General features: G+C 71.4%; 18 protein-coding genes. 7 read left to right on the plus strand and 11 right to left on the minus strand.

Annotation, left to right across the window (positions count from 1 at the left end; genetic code table 11):
* Positions 1–33 precede the first annotated feature (33 nt).
* Positions 34–1,014: a tetratricopeptide repeat protein gene (locus OG912_RS08055; protein ID WP_327708780.1), complete on the minus strand. Its 981-nt coding sequence runs from the start codon at positions 1,012–1,014 to the stop codon at positions 34–36.
* A gap of 317 nt (positions 1,015–1,331) precedes the next feature.
* On the opposite strand from OG912_RS08055, the gene OG912_RS08060 reads away from it, so the two are divergent.
* On the plus strand, positions 1,332–1,961 hold the full coding sequence (locus tag OG912_RS08060) for a TetR/AcrR family transcriptional regulator (protein WP_326738826.1): 630 nt from the start codon (positions 1,332–1,334) through the stop codon (positions 1,959–1,961).
* Between the two features lie 11 nt (positions 1,962–1,972).
* On the opposite strand, the gene OG912_RS08065 is transcribed toward OG912_RS08060, so the two are convergent.
* The 5 genes from OG912_RS08065 to OG912_RS08085 all read right to left on the minus strand — a co-directional run bounded on the left by OG912_RS08065 (position 1,973) and on the right by OG912_RS08085 (position 7,354).
* Entirely contained in the window at positions 1,973–3,049 is a 1,077-nt protein-coding gene (locus tag OG912_RS08065; protein ID WP_327708781.1) for an alpha/beta fold hydrolase, read from the minus strand.
* Positions 3,050–3,133: 84 nt separating this feature from the next.
* Positions 3,134–4,834, minus strand: coding sequence for an acyl-CoA mutase large subunit family protein (locus tag OG912_RS08070; RefSeq protein WP_327708782.1), 1,701 nt, complete (start codon positions 4,832–4,834; stop codon positions 3,134–3,136).
* A gap of 75 nt (positions 4,835–4,909) precedes the next feature.
* Positions 4,910–5,245 (minus strand): DUF3817 domain-containing protein, encoded by a 336-nt coding sequence (locus tag OG912_RS08075; protein WP_327708783.1) that lies wholly within the window; start codon positions 5,243–5,245, stop codon positions 4,910–4,912.
* 65 nt (positions 5,246–5,310) lie between these two features.
* The gene (locus OG912_RS08080; protein WP_327708784.1) at positions 5,311–5,820 is read right to left on the minus strand and encodes a MarR family winged helix-turn-helix transcriptional regulator; all 510 of its coding nucleotides are present in this window, start codon (positions 5,818–5,820) and stop codon (positions 5,311–5,313) included.
* Between the two features lie 10 nt (positions 5,821–5,830).
* Positions 5,831–7,354 carry an MFS transporter gene (locus OG912_RS08085; protein ID WP_327708785.1) on the minus strand — a complete coding sequence of 508 codons (1,524 nt, stop codon included), beginning with the start codon at positions 7,352–7,354 and terminating at the stop codon, positions 5,831–5,833.
* Between the two features lie 79 nt (positions 7,355–7,433).
* Here OG912_RS08085 and OG912_RS08090 point away from each other — a divergent pair, with 79 nt between their 5' ends.
* Positions 7,434–8,417 carry an ArsR/SmtB family transcription factor gene (locus OG912_RS08090; RefSeq protein WP_327708786.1) on the plus strand — a complete coding sequence of 328 codons (984 nt, stop codon included), beginning with the start codon at positions 7,434–7,436 and terminating at the stop codon, positions 8,415–8,417.
* Positions 8,418–8,475: 58 nt separating this feature from the next.
* On the opposite strand, the gene OG912_RS08095 is transcribed toward OG912_RS08090, so the two are convergent.
* Entirely contained in the window at positions 8,476–8,769 is a 294-nt protein-coding gene (locus OG912_RS08095; RefSeq protein ID WP_030971479.1) for an MTH1187 family thiamine-binding protein, read from the minus strand.
* A complete protein-coding gene (locus tag OG912_RS08100) occupies positions 8,766–9,116 on the minus strand; it encodes a DUF3817 domain-containing protein (protein WP_266782985.1) in 351 nt (116 codons plus the stop codon). The genes OG912_RS08095 and OG912_RS08100 overlap by 4 nt, the downstream gene beginning before the upstream one ends.
* A gap of 246 nt (positions 9,117–9,362) precedes the next feature.
* Here OG912_RS08100 and OG912_RS08105 point away from each other — a divergent pair, with 246 nt between their 5' ends.
* From OG912_RS08105 to OG912_RS08120, 4 genes are all read left to right on the plus strand, one after another.
* On the plus strand, positions 9,363–9,995 hold the full coding sequence (locus OG912_RS08105) for an AIM24 family protein (RefSeq protein ID WP_327713371.1): 633 nt from the start codon (positions 9,363–9,365) through the stop codon (positions 9,993–9,995).
* Complete coding sequence (locus tag OG912_RS08110) at positions 9,995–10,645, plus strand: AIM24 family protein (protein ID WP_326738819.1); 651 nt, start codon at positions 9,995–9,997, stop codon at positions 10,643–10,645. Before OG912_RS08105 ends, OG912_RS08110 begins: the two co-directional genes overlap by 1 nt.
* Positions 10,642–11,403 carry an AIM24 family protein gene (locus OG912_RS08115; protein ID WP_327708787.1) on the plus strand — a complete coding sequence of 254 codons (762 nt, stop codon included), beginning with the start codon at positions 10,642–10,644 and terminating at the stop codon, positions 11,401–11,403. The genes OG912_RS08110 and OG912_RS08115 overlap by 4 nt, the downstream gene beginning before the upstream one ends.
* A gap of 113 nt (positions 11,404–11,516) precedes the next feature.
* Entirely contained in the window at positions 11,517–11,993 is a 477-nt protein-coding gene (locus OG912_RS08120) for a MarR family winged helix-turn-helix transcriptional regulator (RefSeq protein WP_148020767.1), read from the plus strand.
* 13 nt (positions 11,994–12,006) lie between these two features.
* On the opposite strand, the gene OG912_RS08125 is transcribed toward OG912_RS08120, so the two are convergent.
* Positions 12,007–13,455 (minus strand): sensor histidine kinase, encoded by a 1,449-nt coding sequence (locus OG912_RS08125; RefSeq protein WP_327708788.1) that lies wholly within the window; start codon positions 13,453–13,455, stop codon positions 12,007–12,009.
* Positions 13,452–14,111 carry a response regulator transcription factor gene (locus tag OG912_RS08130; protein ID WP_326738816.1) on the minus strand — a complete coding sequence of 220 codons (660 nt, stop codon included), beginning with the start codon at positions 14,109–14,111 and terminating at the stop codon, positions 13,452–13,454. The genes OG912_RS08125 and OG912_RS08130 overlap by 4 nt, the downstream gene beginning before the upstream one ends.
* A gap of 121 nt (positions 14,112–14,232) precedes the next feature.
* On the opposite strand from OG912_RS08130, the gene OG912_RS08135 reads away from it, so the two are divergent.
* Positions 14,233–14,793, plus strand: coding sequence for a PepSY domain-containing protein (locus OG912_RS08135; protein ID WP_327708789.1), 561 nt, complete (start codon positions 14,233–14,235; stop codon positions 14,791–14,793).
* Positions 14,794–14,866: 73 nt separating this feature from the next.
* Here the strand turns inward: OG912_RS08135 and meaB are convergent, their stop codons facing one another.
* Positions 14,867–15,829 carry a methylmalonyl Co-A mutase-associated GTPase MeaB gene (gene meaB, locus OG912_RS08140; RefSeq protein ID WP_326738814.1) on the minus strand — a complete coding sequence of 321 codons (963 nt, stop codon included), beginning with the start codon at positions 15,827–15,829 and terminating at the stop codon, positions 14,867–14,869.
* Positions 15,830–15,853 lie beyond the last annotated feature (24 nt).

Here is a 15,853-nt window from a genome sequence, read left to right on the forward strand (position 1 = left end):
ACCCCCACCGGGGGCCACGGCCGTGTTGTCAGATCAGAACAAGACGCGCGCGAGTGCGGTGCGTGCGGCGCCGACGCGCGGGTCGTCGGGGCCGATCACCTCGAAGAGCTCCAACAGGCGGACCCGTACCCGGTCCCGGTCGTCGCCGAAATTCCGCCGGACCGTCTCGACGAGACGCCCGAACGCGTCCTCGACGTGACCGCCGACCAGATCGAGGTCGGCCGCGGCGATCTGCGCGTCCGCGTCCCCGGGATTCTCGGCGGCGTTCTTGCGGACCTGCTGCGGGTCCATCTTCTGGACCCGGCCCAGCAGTTCGGCCTGCGCGAGGCCGAGCTTGGCCTCGCTGTTGGCCGGGTCGTCGGAGAGGACGTTCTTGTACGCCTGGACGGAGCCGGCGAAGTCATTGGCGTCCAGCGCCTGCGCGGCCGCCTCCAGAAGTGCGTCGTACGGCCCCGCGGGCGCCTCGGGGGCCTGCGCGGCCGCATCGGGGTCCGCCACCGCGTCCGGATCGACCGCGATGCCGGTGAGCCCGAACCGCTCCTCGCCGACCTGGATCAACTGGTCCAGTGTCTCCCGGATCTGGGCTTCGGGCGCCGCACCCTGGAAGAGGGGCAGCGCCTGTCCGGCGACGACCGCGAAGACGGCCGGGATGCCCTGGATCCCGAACTGCTGCATCAGCATCTGGTTGGCGTCGACATCGACCTTGGCCAGCAGGAAGCGGCCGTTGTACTCGTGGGCCAGGCGCTCCAGGAGCGGGCCCAGCTGCTTGCACGGCTCGCACCACTCGGCCCAGAAGTCGATGACGACCGGGACTTCGGCGGAGCGCTGGAGGACGTCGTTCTCGAAGCCCGCCTCGTCGACGTCGATGACGAGGGAGGAGGCGGGTACGGCTACGGGGCCGCCCTGCCTGGCGGACTCGGCACGGGCCTGCTCCGCCTTCACCTTGGCCTCACCGGCCGCCTTCACCGCGGCGAGGTCGACGACGCCGCTCATGGACATGTTCCTAGGCTGCATGCGTACATCCTCCCCCCTCGGCGCGCTGTTCCGGAAAGCGTTACGGGAACCGCGTCCGTCCGCTGCCCTCGCCGGCGTGCGAGGTGCACGGACAGACACGGTCCGAGGGCCCCTGAAAGACCCGGTTCGGCGCCCGGTCCCCACCCGGCGCCTGTGGCTGTTGCTCGTTCGTGGCGCCACAACGGCTGGGCCGTCGTTCTTACGCTACGACCCGTAGCGTAACTGCCCCCCACCCTCGATGCACAAGAGTGTTCGGTGATCTGTCTCACGGCGAACGGGGTCGGCCGAAACTAGCTACTGGCGGGTATGGTCGCGGGATGCTGAGCCGCAGCCACCCCAAACCCTCACGAACGGGACGTCCGCGCAGTGTCGCGGCCGACGAGGCGATCCTTGAGGCCACCAGAGCCTCGCTGGTCGACCTCGGCTGGTCGAAACTGACGATGGGTGACGTGGCGACGCGCGCGGGGGTCGCCAAGACGACCCTGTACCGGCGCTGGGCGGGCAAGAACGAACTGGTCGTGGACGCCGTGGCGGTGCTCTTCGACGAGCTGGAACTGCCGGACCTGGGCAGCCTGTCCGCCGATGTGCAGGCGGTGGTGCTGCAGTTCGCCGCGCTGCTGGAACGGCCGGAGACCCAGACCGCGCTGATGGCGGTGGTCGCGGAGTCGACGCGCGACGAGGCGCTGCGGACCCGCATCCGCGACTCGATCGTGAACCGGCAGAAGCGCCTCGTCCTCCAGGGGCGCCGGCGGGCCCAGGAGCGCGGCGAGTTGCCCGTCGAGCCGGACGAGGCGACGGCGGCGCTGACCGCCGACCTGATCTTCGACGTGATCGCCGGCGCGGTGGTGCACCGGGCGCTGGTGAGCGCCGAGCCCGTCGACGAGGACTGGGCCCGGCGCTTCACGCTGCTGCTGCTCGCGGGGCTGGGCGCGGCAGCGGCCGGATAAGGGCTTTCGGACTACTTCTGCCAGGCGCAACTGCCCAGCGTGGCCTTGCCGGCGGTGACCAGCCGGTCCGCCTGCTTCGGCGCCATCAGCTTCGTACGGTCGCTGTGGCAGACGACCGTGCGGTCCCCCTGCCCGGCCAGGTCCACCAGGATCTGGTCCCAGTGGCGGTACTGGACGTCATGTCCGGAGTCCGCGTACGTACGCACCACCGGGGTGACCGGCAGCGCCTTGCGCCAGGTGTCGAGAGTGGCGGGCGGGACGGTGGTGTCCTTCTCGCCGCCGTACAGGTAGACGGGCGCCTTCAGCTTCGAAAGGTCGGGGCCGGGGCGCTCGCAGTAGAGCCGCTGCTCGTGCACCTGCGGGGCCGGATCGGACTTCTGGCCGCGCTGGTTGTACGTGCGGGCGCCTTCCTCGTACGCGGTGTCGGCGAAGCCCGGGATGGACTTGACGGCGCTGTCGTCGGGGAACGCCCACCACGAGCGCGGGTCGGCTATCGAGTCCTTGACCGCGTCGGCGAGCGCGTCGTCGCTCAGGCCGCAGTAGGCAGGCTTCGCGCCGTACGGCGGGAGTGCGGCGGCCAGGTGGAGGGCCTGGATACGGCCGGGGGCGCGGGCGGCGAGCTCGGCGGCGTACGGGCCGCCGCCGGAGATCGCGATCACCGAGACCTTCTTGACGCCGATCCGGTCGAGGACTTCCAGGGCGTCCTTCGCGAAGTCGGCCTTGCCGAGGGACTTGTCGTACTCCGTGTCCCCGAAGCCGTTGCGTTCCACGGAGATCAGGCGCAGCCCGAGGTTCTCGCGGGTGGTGCGGAAGAAGTCCGTCATGTGCGCGGCTCGCGCGCTGGTCCCGGTGCCGCCGATGAAGAGGACCGGGGTACCGCCCCGGCTCCCCTCGTCGATGTAGTGCGCGGTCCGGCCGGTGGAGAGCTCCGCCGCCTTCACGTCCGGCCCGAGCGAGTCGAAGGCGTCCTGCACCCCCGGCCTCGGGACCGGTGCGGCGCTGACCGCCGTCGATCCGCTGACCAGCAGCGTTCCGAGTACGGCGAGTGCGGCGCCCGCGGCCGCGGTGATTCTCCCGGACAGTCTCACGGTGTTCCTCCAGGGGTGGTGCGAGTATCGCGGCTGCGCCTACCCGGGCCCCCGGAGGTGACACCTGTAACTGCCAACTGTCTGTCAGAAGCCGGGCGGCTCCGTGTAGGTGCCCCACTCCTCGCGCAGCACCCCGCAGATCTCGCCGAGGGTCGCCTCCGCGCGTACGGCGTCGAGCATCGGCGCGATCATGTTGGAGCCGTCGCGGGCGGCGGCCAGCATCGCCTCCAGTGCGGCGGTCACCCGGGCGTCGTCGCGGTCCGCCTTGCGGCCGGCGAGCTCGCGGACCTGCTCGCGCTCGACCTCGTGGCTGACCCGCAGGATCTCCAGGTCGCCGGTGACCGAGCCGAGCGCGACGTTGACGCCGACGACCCGCTTGTCGCCCTTCTCCAGCGACCGCTGGTACTGGAAGGCGGATTCGGCGATCTCGCCGGTGAACCAGCCGTCCTCGATGCCGCGCAGGATGCCCGATGTCATCGGCCCGATGGGGTGCTGTCCGTCCGGGTGGGCCCGGGTGCCGCGCTCCCTGATCTGCTCGAAGACCTTCTCGGCCTCCGCCTCGATCCGGTCGGTGAGCTGCTCCACGTACCAGGAACCGCCCAGCGGGTCGGCCACGTTGGCGACGCCGGTCTCCTCCATCAGCACCTGCTGGGTGCGCAGCGCGATCTCGGCGGCCTGCGCGGAGGGGAGCGCGAGGGTCTCGTCGAGGGCGTTGGTGTGCAGGGAGTTGGTGCCGCCGAGGACGGCGGAGAGCGCCTCGACGGCGGTGCGTACGACGTTGTTGTACGGCTGCTGGGCGGTCAGCGAGACGCCGGCGGTCTGGGTGTGGAAGCGGAGCCACTGCGCCTTGTCGGTCTTCGCGCCGTACGTCTCCTTCATCCAGCGGGCCCAGATCCGGCGGGCCGCGCGGAACTTGGCGATCTCCTCGAAGAAGTCGAGGTGCGCGTCGAAGAAGAAGGAGAGCCCGGGGGCGAAGGTGTCGACGTCGAGCCCGCGGGAGAGGCCGAGCTCCACGTAGCCGAAGCCGTCGGCGAGGGTGTAGGCGAGCTCCTGCGCGGCCGTGGCCCCGGCTTCGCGGATGTGGTAGCCGGAGACGGAGAGCGGCTTGTAGGCGGGGATGTCGCGGGCGCAGTGCTCCATCAGGTCGCCGATGAGGCGCAGGTGGGGCTCGGGCTGGAAGAGCCACTCCTTCTGCGCGATGTACTCCTTGAAGATGTCCGTCTGCAGCGTGCCGTTGAGCACGGCCGGGTCGATGCCCTGCCGCTCGGCGGCGACCAGGTACATGCAGAAGACGGGCACGGCGGGGCCGCTGATGGTCATCGAGGTGGTGACGTCGCCGAGGGGGATGTCCTTGAAGAGGACCTCCATGTCGGCGGCGGAGTCGATGGCGACCCCGCAGTGACCGACCTCGCCGAGCGCGCGGGGGTCGTCGGAGTCCCGGCCCATCAGCGTCGGCATGTCGAAGGCGACGCTCAGGCCGCCGCCGCCCGCGGCGAGGATCATCTTGTAGCGCTCGTTGGTCTGCTCGGCGTTGCCGAAGCCGGCGAACTGGCGGATGGTCCAGGTGCGGCCGCGGTAGCCGGTCGGGTGGAGTCCGCGGGTGAAGGGGTACTCTCCGGGCCAGCCGATCCGCTCGAAGCCCTCGTACGCGTCCCCGGGCCGGGGGCCGTAGACGGGCTCGACCGGGTCCCCGGAGAGCGTGGTGAAGTCCGCGTCGCGCTTGCGGGCCTTGTCGTAACGGGCCTGCCAGCGTTGGCGGCCTTCCTCGATCGCGTCAGCGTCCATGCATATCAATTTACTAGGACGTCCTAGTAAATGTCGATGACAAACCGCCCGGTGCTTTGCACGGGGCGGTCGGGGTCAGACCTTGGCAGCGGCCGCGGGGGCCGCGTCCGCGATCAGCGGCTCGACCTCACGGACGACCTTGCGCTCCACGAAGAACGCGGCCGTCGGGATGGTGCCGGAGATCAGCACCCAGGCCAGCTTGCCCAGCGGCCACTTCGCCTTGGAGCCGAGGTCGAAGGCGAAGATCAGGTAGATGATGTACAGCACGCCGTGGATCTGGGAGACGACGAGGGTCAGCCCCTCACCCTTGTCGAAGCCGTACTTGAAGATCATGCACACGCAGAGGATCAGCAACATGACGGCGGTGACGTAAGCCATCACCCGATAGCGGGTCAGCACACTGCGTTTCATGCCATCGAGCGTAACCGGACGTCCGGGGCGATCTTGCAGCGGGCCCCGCGCCGGAACGGCCCCTGTCAGATCTCCTCGAAGTCCTGGGCGGCGATACGCAGCGGGCGCAGCAGCGCGAAGATCTCCGCGCATTCCTCGGCGTCGTACACCCCGAGACCGAACTCCATCGCGACCAGCTCACGGGTGGCGGACTCGACGACCTCGCGGCCCTTGTCGGTGATGGAGGCGAGCGTTCCGCGACCGTCGTTCGGGTTGGGGCGCTTGTCGACGAGACCGGAGCGCACCAGCCGGTCCACCGTGTTCGTCACCGAGGTGGGGTGGACCATCAGCCGCTCGCCGATCTTGGACATCGGCAGCTCGCCGGCTTTGGAGAAGGTGAGCAGCACCAGCGCCTCGTACCGCGCGAAGGTCAGTCCGTACGGTTTGACGACCGCGTCGACCTCGGCGAGCAGGATCTGCTGCGCCCGCATGATCGAGGTGATCGCCCCCATGGAGGGAACCGGGCCCCAGCGCTGCTGCCAGAGTTCGTCGGCGCGGGCGATGGGATCGAAGGGGAGACTGAGCGGCTTCGGCACGGCATCGACCTTACCTACTGGTCACATGCCGGTCCTCACCGTCTCGAACTTCGGTCCGAATACGGTGCGAGGGGCCGGTTCTGCGGACCTCGGCGACAAGCAGCAGCAGGCACAGCGTGCCCAGGACGCCGGCCCCGGCGACCACCTGGTGCACGGGGAAGAACTCGGCGGCCAGTCCGGCCAGGGCCATGCCGACGCCCTGGAGCGTCATCAGTCCGGCGGTGAGCAGGGTCATGGCCCGGCCGCGCAGCTCGTCGGGGACGGCCTCGACGAACCACTGGTCGAGGCCGATGACGTACGCCGATCCCGCACCGGCCAGCACCAGCGCGACCGCTGCCAGCGCCACCCCGGGGCGGAACCCGTACAGCACGAGGGGCAGCAGCCCGGCCGCGGCGAGCGGCAGCACGATCAGGGAGCGGGACCGGGGGCTGAGGGCCGCGCCCGCGTACAGCTCGGCGGCGATGGAGCCGACGGGCATCGCACACATCAGCAGCCCGAGCGCGGTGCTGCCCACACCGATCTCGTCGGCGTACGGGGCGGCCAGCGCCTCCGGGGCGACGACGAACACCGGGGGCAGCCAGAAGAGCAGTATCAGCGCCCGGATCCGGCGGTGGCCGAACACCAGCCGGGCACCGGAGAGCGACTCCTTCAGCAACGTGCCGCCCGCCCCGCCACCGGTGCGCGCGGGCCGGTCGCGGGTGCCGAGGCGGAGCAGTGCGGCCGAGCAGAGGAAGGTGGCGACGGTGATCGTGATCGCGCCGCGCGGGGAGACCACGGCGAGCAGCAGTCCGCCCACGCCGAAGCCGGCGAGCAGTGCGCTCTGCGAGACGATCCGCAGCAGCGAGCGCCCCAGGACGAACAGGTCGCCCTCGCCCAGGATGTCGGTGAGCGCGGCCATCCTGGTCCCGGTGAAGACGGGCGAGACGGCGGCGACGAGGCAGCGCAGCACGAGAAGTCCGGCGACGGGGGTGCCCGGCAGCACCATCACGGCGACGCAGCCGGCACAGATCAGGTCGCAGGTGACGAGCACCCGGCGTGCGGGGTAGCGGTCGGCGATCCCGGCGAAGAGGGTGCCGCCGACGAGGTAGGGCAGCATGCCGAGCGCGAAGGTCAGGGCGCTGAGCAGGGGCGAGGCGGTGAGGTCGTACACGAGCACGGTGAGCGCGAGTTCGCTGACGACGACGCCGAGCAGCGAGAGCAGATGCGCGGCGAAGACGGCCCGGAACTCCCGCACGGCGAAGACCGCCCCGTAGCCGCGTGGGCCGCCCGCCGTCGCGGGTGCGTCCGGTGCCGTCAGGGGTGCGTGCGGTGCCGTCGCGGGTGCGTCCGGCACCCGGAGCGCGGGCGGTCCGCTCGGGTCGGGGGGACCGGCGCGCTCCGGGTGCGGGGCCGGAAGAGGGGCCGGTCCGGTGGTGGCGGGGCTCGCGGTGCGCGGGGCGGGCGGCGTGCCGGTCCCGGGCGGGACCTGCCGGTCGCTGGGGGTGTCCGTCGCTTCGCGGGGCCTGCCCGGCAGGGGATCGGTGTCTCTCGGCATGGAGGCAGCGTGCGGGAGCGCGGCACCCCTTCCGTAGACTTTCGGGCCCAGCCGAATCTTCGCGACCCGAGACCGAGACATGCCCGTCCATCTGCACTTCGACGAGAGCGATCTGCTGCGCTGCCGCTTCGCGGTCTCACCACTCTGGGAGACGCAGGCCGCCGTGCGGGTGCTGGGGCGGCCCGAACGGCAGGGGTATCACCTGCCGTGGCTGCGCAGGATCCGGGGCGCGGCCGCCGGGCTCGGTCTGGAGCCGCTGTGGCTGCTGATGGCGGAGGGCGGCCACAGTCCGGACTTCTTCTGCCCGCCGCCGATCGGGCCCCTCGCCTCCTTCGAGGAGGAGATCGCGGGGGTGCGGGCCATCGATCCCCGGCTGGCCGGCCAGGACATGGCCCGGTCGCTGGCGGACCGGCCCGAGGTGCTGCGCTCCCCCGCCGGGCAGACCCTGCTGGCCGATCCCGAGCGGGCCGTGCGGGAACTGGCCGACCTGCTGGAGCAGGCCTGGCGGGTGCTGATCGAGCCTCACTGGCCCCGGCTGCGCGCCCTGCTGGAGGCGGATGTGGCCTATCACTCGCGGCGGCTCGCGGCGGTCGGCTTCGAGCGGCTGCTGGGCGAGCTGAGCCCGCAGCTGCGCTGGGCGGACTCGACGCTCACCCTCACCCGTACGCGCGCCCGCCACTCCCGGGTGCTCGGCGGGCAGGGTCTCGTCCTGATGCCGTCCGTCTTCGCCTGGCCGGACGCGGTCGGCGGTTTCGAGGATCCCTGGCAGCCCGCGGTGATCTACCCGGCACGGGGCATCGGCGGACTGTGGACGGAGCCGGGCGACAGCACCCCGGAAGTGCTCGCCCGGCTGCTCGGACGGGCGCGGGCCGATGTCCTGTGCGCGCTCGACGAGCCGGCGGGCACCAGCGCGCTCGCCCACCGGCTCGGCCTCGCGCCGTCCTCCGTCTCGGAGCATCTGTCGGTGCTCCGGGCGGCCGGGCTGCTGACGTCGCGCAGGTACGGACACCAGGTGCTGTACGAACGGACGCCGCTCGGCATCGCGCTGGCCGTGCCGCAATGAGCGGAGCCCCCGGCCGGATCTGCGGCAGGGGGCTCCTTACGTACGGGCGGACGTGGCGTCAGTCCGCCAGGTACCGCTCGACCGTCTCGACCTTCGAGGTCAGACCGTCGGTGACACCCGGGCGGATATCGGCCTTGAGCACGAGGGAGACCCGTCCGGCGCGCGCCTCCACGGCCGCGACGGCGCGCTTGACGACGTCCATGACCTCGTCCCACTCACCTTCGATGGAGGTGAACATGGCGTCCGTGCGGTTGGGCAGCCCCGACTCGCGGACGACCCGGACGGCGTCGGCGACGTACTCGCCGACGTCCTCGCCCACACCCAGCGGGCTGACGGAGAAGGCGACGATCATGCGCTGACCGTGCCTTCCCGGCGGGCCCGCGCGGCGATGACGCCGTCGGCCTCGTAGCGCTTGAGCACCTTGTCGCCGTACAGGCCGCCGAAGGGCAGCACGCAGAGCAGGAAGAAGAACGCGACGCGCTTGAGCGGCCACTTGGTCTTGTTCCAGACGTCCAGCAGCAGGACGACGTAGATCACGAACAGCACGCCGTGCAGCATGCCGAGCGGCATCATCAGGAAGTCGATGTCGGAGACCCGGCTCAGGACCGAGCCGAAGAGGATCAGCGCCGGGAAGGAGAGCGCCTCGGGAATCGAGATGAGGCGCAGCCGGTGCAGGGCGGTAGCGGTCTTGATGTCCACGGGGGCACCTTCGGTGGGAGGACGGTGACAGCTTGTGAACGCAGGCACAAGCGGCACCCATTGTGGCATCGCCGCTCGCGGTGTCCGGCGGCGGGGGCGGGCCCGCAGCGCTCCCTCCGTAAGAGATACGTCCCGATTGCGTCCGGGTCCGGTACCGGATGCGTATCAGGGGCGGTTCAGGGGGCCGGATCGGGTGACACGCCCTGTTCCGGCGGCGGCACCTGCCGCTACCTTCGCCGGGTGGCAATGTTCCGACTCCAAGGCAGCAAGACGCTCGCCGTCGACCTGACCGGCGACACCGTCAAGGCGAAGAACGGCTCGATGGTCGCGTACGACGGCCGGATGACGTTCAAGAAGATGACCGGCGGGGGTGAGGGCCTGCGCGGCATGGTGACCCGCCGGCTGACCGGCGAGCAGATGGCCGTGATGGAGGTGACCGGGCAGGGCACCTGCTTCTTCGCCGACCGCGCGAGCGAGATCAGTCTCGTCTCGCTGCACGGCGACAAGCTGTACGTCGAAGCGAGCAATCTGCTCTGCACCGACGCCGGACTGCGCACCGGCACCACCTTCACCGGGATGCGCGGCAGCGCGGCGGGCAACGGCCTGTTCACCACCACCGTCGAGGGAACCGGCCAGGCGGCGATCATGTCGGACGGCTCGGCCGTGGCCCTGCGGGTCTCCGCCCAGTACCCGCTCTTCGTCGACCCGGGCGCCTACATCGCCCATCAGGGCAACCTCCAGCAGCACTTCCAGTCCGGGGTGAACTTCAGGACGCTGATGGGCGAGGGATCGGGCGAGTCCTTCCAGATCCGGTTCGAGGGCGAAGGACTCGTCTACGTCCAGCCCAGCGAGCGGAACACGATCGGGGGCAACGTCTGATGCCGTTCCGCGAGATCAACTCGAAGATGGTCGAGGCGACGGTGATCCCCGGCCAGAAGATGTTCAGCCAGCGCGGCGCGATGCTGGCCTACCGGGGCGAGGTGTCGTTCACGCCGAACATCCAGGGCGGCCAGGGCGGTGTGATGTCGATGATCGGCCGCCGGCTGGCGAACGAGGCGACCCCGCTGATGACGGTCGAGGGAAACGGCACGGTGATGTTCGGCCACGGCGGTCACCACATCCAGGTGATCAACCTGGCCGGGGACACCCTCTATGTGGAGGCCGACCGGCTGCTCGCCTTCGACGGGGCACTGCAGCAGGGCACGATGTTCATGGGCTCGCAGGGCGGCGTGATGGGCATGGTGCGCGGCCAGGTGAGCGGGCAGGGCCTGTTCACCACGACGCTCAAGGGGCACGGCGCGGTGGCGGTGATGGCGCACGGCGGGGTCATCGAGCTGCCGATCACGCCGGGCCGCGAGGTGCATGTGGACCCGCAGGCGTATGTCGCGCACCACGGCGACGTGACCAACAAGCTCTCCACCGCGCTGGGCTGGCGCGAGATGGTGGGGCGGGGTTCCGGCGAGGGGTTCCAGCTGGAGCTCAGCGGCAGTGGTGCGGTGTACGTCCAGGCCTCGGAGGAGAAGCTGTGAGCACGCCCGTGGTCTTCGACCCGATGACGCTGCCGTCGGACGACAACGTCAACGCGTACACCTTCTGTGTGGAGCTCAAGGGGAGCCAGTGGTTCCTGCAGAAGGGCAAGATGATCGCCTATTACGGGCGGATCGAGTTCAACGGCATCGGCCACGGCCGCTTCCAGGGTCTGGTCCGTACGAGCTTCCACTCGCCGCTGCACGCGAGCGACTGGGTGGTGGCCGAGGGCAGCGGGAAGATGCTGCTCGCGGACCGGGCCTTCGATGTGAACTCGTACGACCTGGACGACGGGAATCTGACGATCCGGTCCGGCAACCTCCTCGCCTATCAGCCGACGCTGGCGCTGAAGCAGTCGATCGTGCCGGGGTTCCTGACGCTGATCGGCACGGGGAAGTTCGTCGCCGCCTCCAACGGTCCGGTGGTCTTCATGGAGCCGCCGCTGCGGGTCGACCCGCAGGCGCTGGTGGGCTGGGCGGACTGCCCCTCGCCGTGCCACCACTACGACCACGGCTACATGACGGGCGTGCTGGGCGGGCTGCGGGCGTTCACCGGGATCGGGGGCGCCTCGGGCGAGGAGCACCAGTTCGAGTTCGTGGGCGCCGGTACGGTGCTGCTCCAGTCCAGCGAGGCGCTGATGGCCGAGCAGCCGACGGGGGCCGTGCCGCAGCAGGCGGGAGTCCCGGGGGCGGGTCAACCTGGATCCGGACCCCGCACACCCGGTCAGCGGGGGGATCTCCAGCGTCGCCTCGGTTGGTGAGCGGTACCCTGCGGAGTGTGACGTCGACCGTCTGCGCCCAGCCTGCGAGCGCGTGCTCGGCGTCACATTCCCCCACTTCGTCCAGCTTTCAACTTCTTAGGTAGAATCCATATATGGAGACCGAGACGGCCACCCGCTGGCTGAGCGACGCGGAGCAGTGCGCCTGGCGCACCCACCTGGACGTCGGCAGGCTGCTGACGCACCAACTGGAGAAGGACCTCCAGCCGTTCGGCCTGACCATGAACGACTACGAGATCCTCGTCAACCTCTCGGAGTCGGACGACCAGCGCATGCGGATGAGTGACCTCGCCGGTGCCACGCTGCAGTCCAAGAGCAGGCTCTCGCACCAGATCACCCGCATGGAGAGCGCGGGCCTGGTCCGCCGGGAGAACTGCGAGTCCGACCGCCGGGGGCTGTACGCCGTCCTCACCGAGACCGGCGCCGAGACGATGCGCAAGGTCGCCCCGCACCACGTGGCGTCGGTGCGCAAGCACTTCATGGACCTGCTGACGCCCGAGGCCCTGGAGCAGCTGCACGCGGCCCTGACCCCGGTCGCCGACCATCTGCGCGGGCGGCGCGGCAAGCTCTGATCCACCGGGGTGTTCAGCGGGCGTCCGGCAGCCACAGCGTGAACCGGGCGCCCCGCTCCCCCGCATCCGTCACCGTCAGCCGGCCCCCGTGCCGGACGGCCACATCGCGGGCGATGGCGAGGCCCAGTCCCGCTCCGCCCTCGTCGCGGGTGCGGGCGTCGTCGAGGCGTACGAAGCGTTCGAAGATCCGCTCGCGCTCGGCCCCGGGAACCCCGTCCCCGTCGTCGGTGACCTCCACGGCCACACCGCCGCCCTCCGCGCGCACGGCGACCGCGACCGCAGAACGCGCGTGCCGCTCGGCGTTGTCCAGCAGGTTGCCGAGCACCCGGGCCAGCTGCGCGCGGGAACCGCTCGCCTCGAAACCGCCGCCCGCCGGCACGGACACCGTCACCGGGATGCGGTCGCCGGTGCGCTGCGAGACCTCCTCGTGGACCAGCGCACCGAGATCCAGCCGGCCCGTGCCCGGCCGCTCCCCCGCGTCCAGCCTGGCCAGCAGCAGCAGACCGGCGGCCAGCTCCTGGAGCCGTACGGTGTCGGCGACCGCACCCGGCACATCCAGCAGCTCCGGGTGTGCGGCGCCCACCTCCAGCTGGGTGCGCAACGAGGCGATCGGGCTGCGCAGTTCGTGCGAGGCGTCGGCGACGAAGCGCCGCTGCCGGTCGACGGAGGCCTCCAGCGCGGTGAGCGTCTCGTTGGTCGTACGGGCCAGCCGCGCGATCTCGTCGCGCGAACCGGGCTCCGGCACCCGCCGGCTCAGATCCTCGGACGCGGTGATCGCGGCCATCTCGCGCCGGATGCCCTCGACCGGGCGCAGCGCCCGCCGTGTCACCAGCCAGGTCACTCCGGCGACGACGAGGAGCACGACGGGCAGCCCGGCCAGCATCGCCCCGCGCACGCTGGCAACGGCCCGCTGCTCCGCGGCGAGCGGGGCGCCCGCGTGGACGGTCAGGGTGAGCCCCGCCTCGTTCGTGGCCTCGACGGAGGCGAACCGGTATTCGGCGCGGTCTCCGTCGACCGTGGCGGTGCCGTTGGCGAAGTCGGGGTCGTCGGTGGAGACCTCACCGCGGGCGGGGTCGGCGCCGCCCGCCCCGTCGTCATCGTCGTCGCGTCCCTCGCCGTCGTCCTCGCGGTCGCCCCCGGCCGAGGCGCCGGGCTCGGGCGTGACCCGGTCCGTACCGGTGCCGGAGATCGCCTCCAGGTCCTTGGAGACGGCCACCACCCGGCCGTCCTCGTCGGTCACCTGGACGGGATGCTCCTCCTCGTCGCCCGTCTTCAGCTCGTCGTACGGCACGTTCAGGGCCAGCTGGCCGGCGACCTCCCGGGCCGCCACCTCGGCCTGGAGGCCCGCCTGGTCGGTGAGGTTGGCGCGCAGGACGAGGAGAACGGCGAGGCCTGCCGCGGCCAGCGCGAGGGCGACGACCACGGTGGCACCGAGCGCCGCCCTGGCCCGTACGGATCTCACAGCGCCTCCAGCCGGTAGCCGGCGCCGCGCACCGTACGGATGGAGGCAGCGCCGAGCTTGCGGCGCAGGGCGCTGACGTACACCTCGACGATGTTCGGGTCGCCGTCGTAGGCGAAGTCCCAGACGTGTTCCAGGATGTCCGCCTTGCTCACCACCTGGCCGGCCCGCAGCGCGAACTGTTCCAGCACGGCGAACTCCTTCGCGGTGAGGGTGATCTCGTCCTCGCCCAGGTGGACCCGGCGGGCCGCGGTGTCCATGCGCAGGGTGCCGACGGTGACCACCGGCGAGGCGGAGCCGCCCCGGCGCCGCAGCAGCGCCCGGACCCGGGCGACCAGGACGACGTAGCTGAAGGGCTTGGTCAGGTAGTCGTCGGCTCCGGTGTCGAGCCCCTCGGCCTCGTCGTACTCCCCGTCCTTCGCGGTCAGCATCAGGATGGGCACCTCGTGGCCGGCGGCGCGCAGGGCGGCGCAGACCCGGTAGCCGTTCATGCCCGGCAGCATGATGTCGAGGACGACGAGGTCGTAGGCCCCGTCGGAGGCCCGGTGCAGCCCTTCCAGGCCGTCGTGGACCACGTCCACGGCGAAGCCCTCGGCGGTGAGCCCCCTGGCCAGGGAGATCGCCAGCCGCTTCTCGTCCTCCACGATCAACAGGCGCATGTGCACAGCGTCGCAAACCGAAGCTGAAGAAGGCTTCAGGTGGCTTCAGGCTGCGTTCAGCATCTCCTCGGCAGTGTGGACCGCATCGCAACGGACTGACCCGATCGGGGAGGAAACCCTCATGAAGCGAAAGATCGTCATCGCCACCGTCACCGCTGCCGTGCTGGTCGGCGGCGGAGCCGCCACCGCCGTGGCCTTCGCGGACGACGACGGCGGCGCCTCGGGCAGCGATACGGCCCGTGTCTCCGTCGGCGAAGCCGCCGCGTCCGCCCTCCGGGCCGTCCCGGGCACGGTGACCGAGGCGGAGCTCGACGACGAGGAAGGCGGGCTGGTCTGGGAGCTCGACGTGTACGGCTCCGACAAGGTCTGGCACGACGTGACGGTGGACGCGGGCAGCGGCAAGGTGCTCGGGAAGCACACGTCCGACGACAACGACGACCGCGACCGCCACGCCCCGCGATCGGCCCCCGTCACGCTCGACCGGGCGGCCGCCGCCGCGACCGGGGCGTCGCCGGGCACGGTGACCTCCGTCGAGCTGGAGGGCCGCAGCGGCGGGGCGGCGCACTGGGAGGTCGACGTCAGGGGCAAGGACGGCAGGGCGCACGAGCTGAACGTGGACGCGCAGTCGGCCCGGGTCACGGTGGACCGCTCGGACGACGAGCACGATTCCGACGACGACTGAGGCCGGTGCGCGGGCGCTGTTCCCCGGTCCCGGTGCGGCCCGCACGCCGCACCGGGACCGGGGATCAGTGCGCTCAGGCCTCCCCGGTGAGCCCCGCCACCAGTTCGTCCGCCGCCGCGTACGGATCGAGGCGGCCGGCCACGATGCGTGCGGCGAGGGCGTCCAGACGGCGGTCGCCGTGCAGGTCGCCGATGCGTTCGCGGAGCCGGGTGACGGCGATCGTCTCGACCTCCCGGGCGGCGCGGGACGCGCGCCGCTCGGCCAGGACGCCGTGCTCCTCCATCCACGCCCGGTGCTTCTCCAGCGCCTCGACGACCTCGTCGATGCCCTCGCCCCGGGCGGCGACCGTCTTCACGATCGGCGGCCGCCAGTCGCCGGGCCCACGGGACTCCCCGAGGCCCAGCATGTGGTTGAGCTCGCGGGCGGTGGCGTCGGCGCCGTCCCGGTCGGCCTTGTTGACGACGTACACGTCGCCGATCTCCAGGATCCCGGCCTTCGCCGCCTGGATGCCGTCGCCCATGCCCGGGGCGAGGAGGACGACGGAGGTGTCGGCCTGGGAGGCGATCTCCACCTCCGACTGGCCGACGCCCACCGTCTCCACCAGGATCACGTCGAAACCCGCGGCGTCCAGCACTCGGATCGCCTGCGGTGCCGACCAGGCGAGACCGCCCAGATGACCGCGCGTGGCCATGGAACGGATGTAGACACCCGGGTCCGAGGCGTGGTCCGACATCCGGATCCGGTCCCCGAGAAGCGCGCCGCCGGAGAACGGCGACGACGGGTCGACGGCGAGCACGGCGACCCGCTTGCCCTGCCGCCGGTAGGCGGAGACGAGCGCCGATGTCGATGTCGACTTGCCGACACCCGGTGATCCGGTCAGGCCGACGACGCAGGCGTTCCCCGCCAGGGGTGCCAGCGCCGCCATCACCTCGCGCAGCTGCGGCGACGCCCCCTCCACCAGGGAGATGAGCCGGGCCACGGCCCGTGGCCTGCCCTCCCGTGCCTGCTCGACCAGGGTGGGGACGTCCACCTTCACGCTCGGCCTCCTCGCTCGCTCGTA

Origin of the sequence: Streptomyces sp. NBC_00464, from assembly GCF_036013915.1 — a bacterium.
Lineage (GTDB): Bacteria > Actinomycetota > Actinomycetes > Streptomycetales > Streptomycetaceae > Streptomyces.

Bases quoted from the DNA above. Each gene is read 5' to 3' on its own strand.
- OG912_RS08055 (WP_327708780.1), bottom strand. From the start codon at position 1,014: ATGCAGCCTAGGAACATGTCCATGAGCGGCGTCGTCGACCTCGCCGCG.
- OG912_RS08060 (WP_326738826.1), top strand. From the start codon at position 1,332: ATGCTGAGCCGCAGCCACCCCAAACCCTCACGAACGGGACGTCCGCGC.
- OG912_RS08070 (WP_327708782.1), bottom strand. From the start codon at position 4,834: ATGGACGCTGACGCGATCGAGGAAGGCCGCCAACGCTGGCAGGCCCGT.
- OG912_RS08075 (WP_327708783.1), bottom strand. From the start codon at position 5,245: ATGAAACGCAGTGTGCTGACCCGCTATCGGGTGATGGCTTACGTCACC.
- OG912_RS08085 (WP_327708785.1), bottom strand. From the start codon at position 7,354: ATGCCGAGAGACACCGATCCCCTGCCGGGCAGGCCCCGCGAAGCGACG.
- OG912_RS08090 (WP_327708786.1), top strand. From the start codon at position 7,434: ATGCCCGTCCATCTGCACTTCGACGAGAGCGATCTGCTGCGCTGCCGC.
- OG912_RS08095 (WP_030971479.1), bottom strand. From the start codon at position 8,769: ATGATCGTCGCCTTCTCCGTCAGCCCGCTGGGTGTGGGCGAGGACGTC.
- OG912_RS08105 (WP_327713371.1), top strand. From the start codon at position 9,363: ATGTTCCGACTCCAAGGCAGCAAGACGCTCGCCGTCGACCTGACCGGC.
- OG912_RS08110 (WP_326738819.1), top strand. From the start codon at position 9,995: ATGCCGTTCCGCGAGATCAACTCGAAGATGGTCGAGGCGACGGTGATC.
- OG912_RS08120 (WP_148020767.1), top strand. From the start codon at position 11,517: ATGGAGACCGAGACGGCCACCCGCTGGCTGAGCGACGCGGAGCAGTGC.
- OG912_RS08130 (WP_326738816.1), bottom strand. From the start codon at position 14,111: ATGCGCCTGTTGATCGTGGAGGACGAGAAGCGGCTGGCGATCTCCCTG.
- OG912_RS08135 (WP_327708789.1), top strand. From the start codon at position 14,233: ATGAAGCGAAAGATCGTCATCGCCACCGTCACCGCTGCCGTGCTGGTC.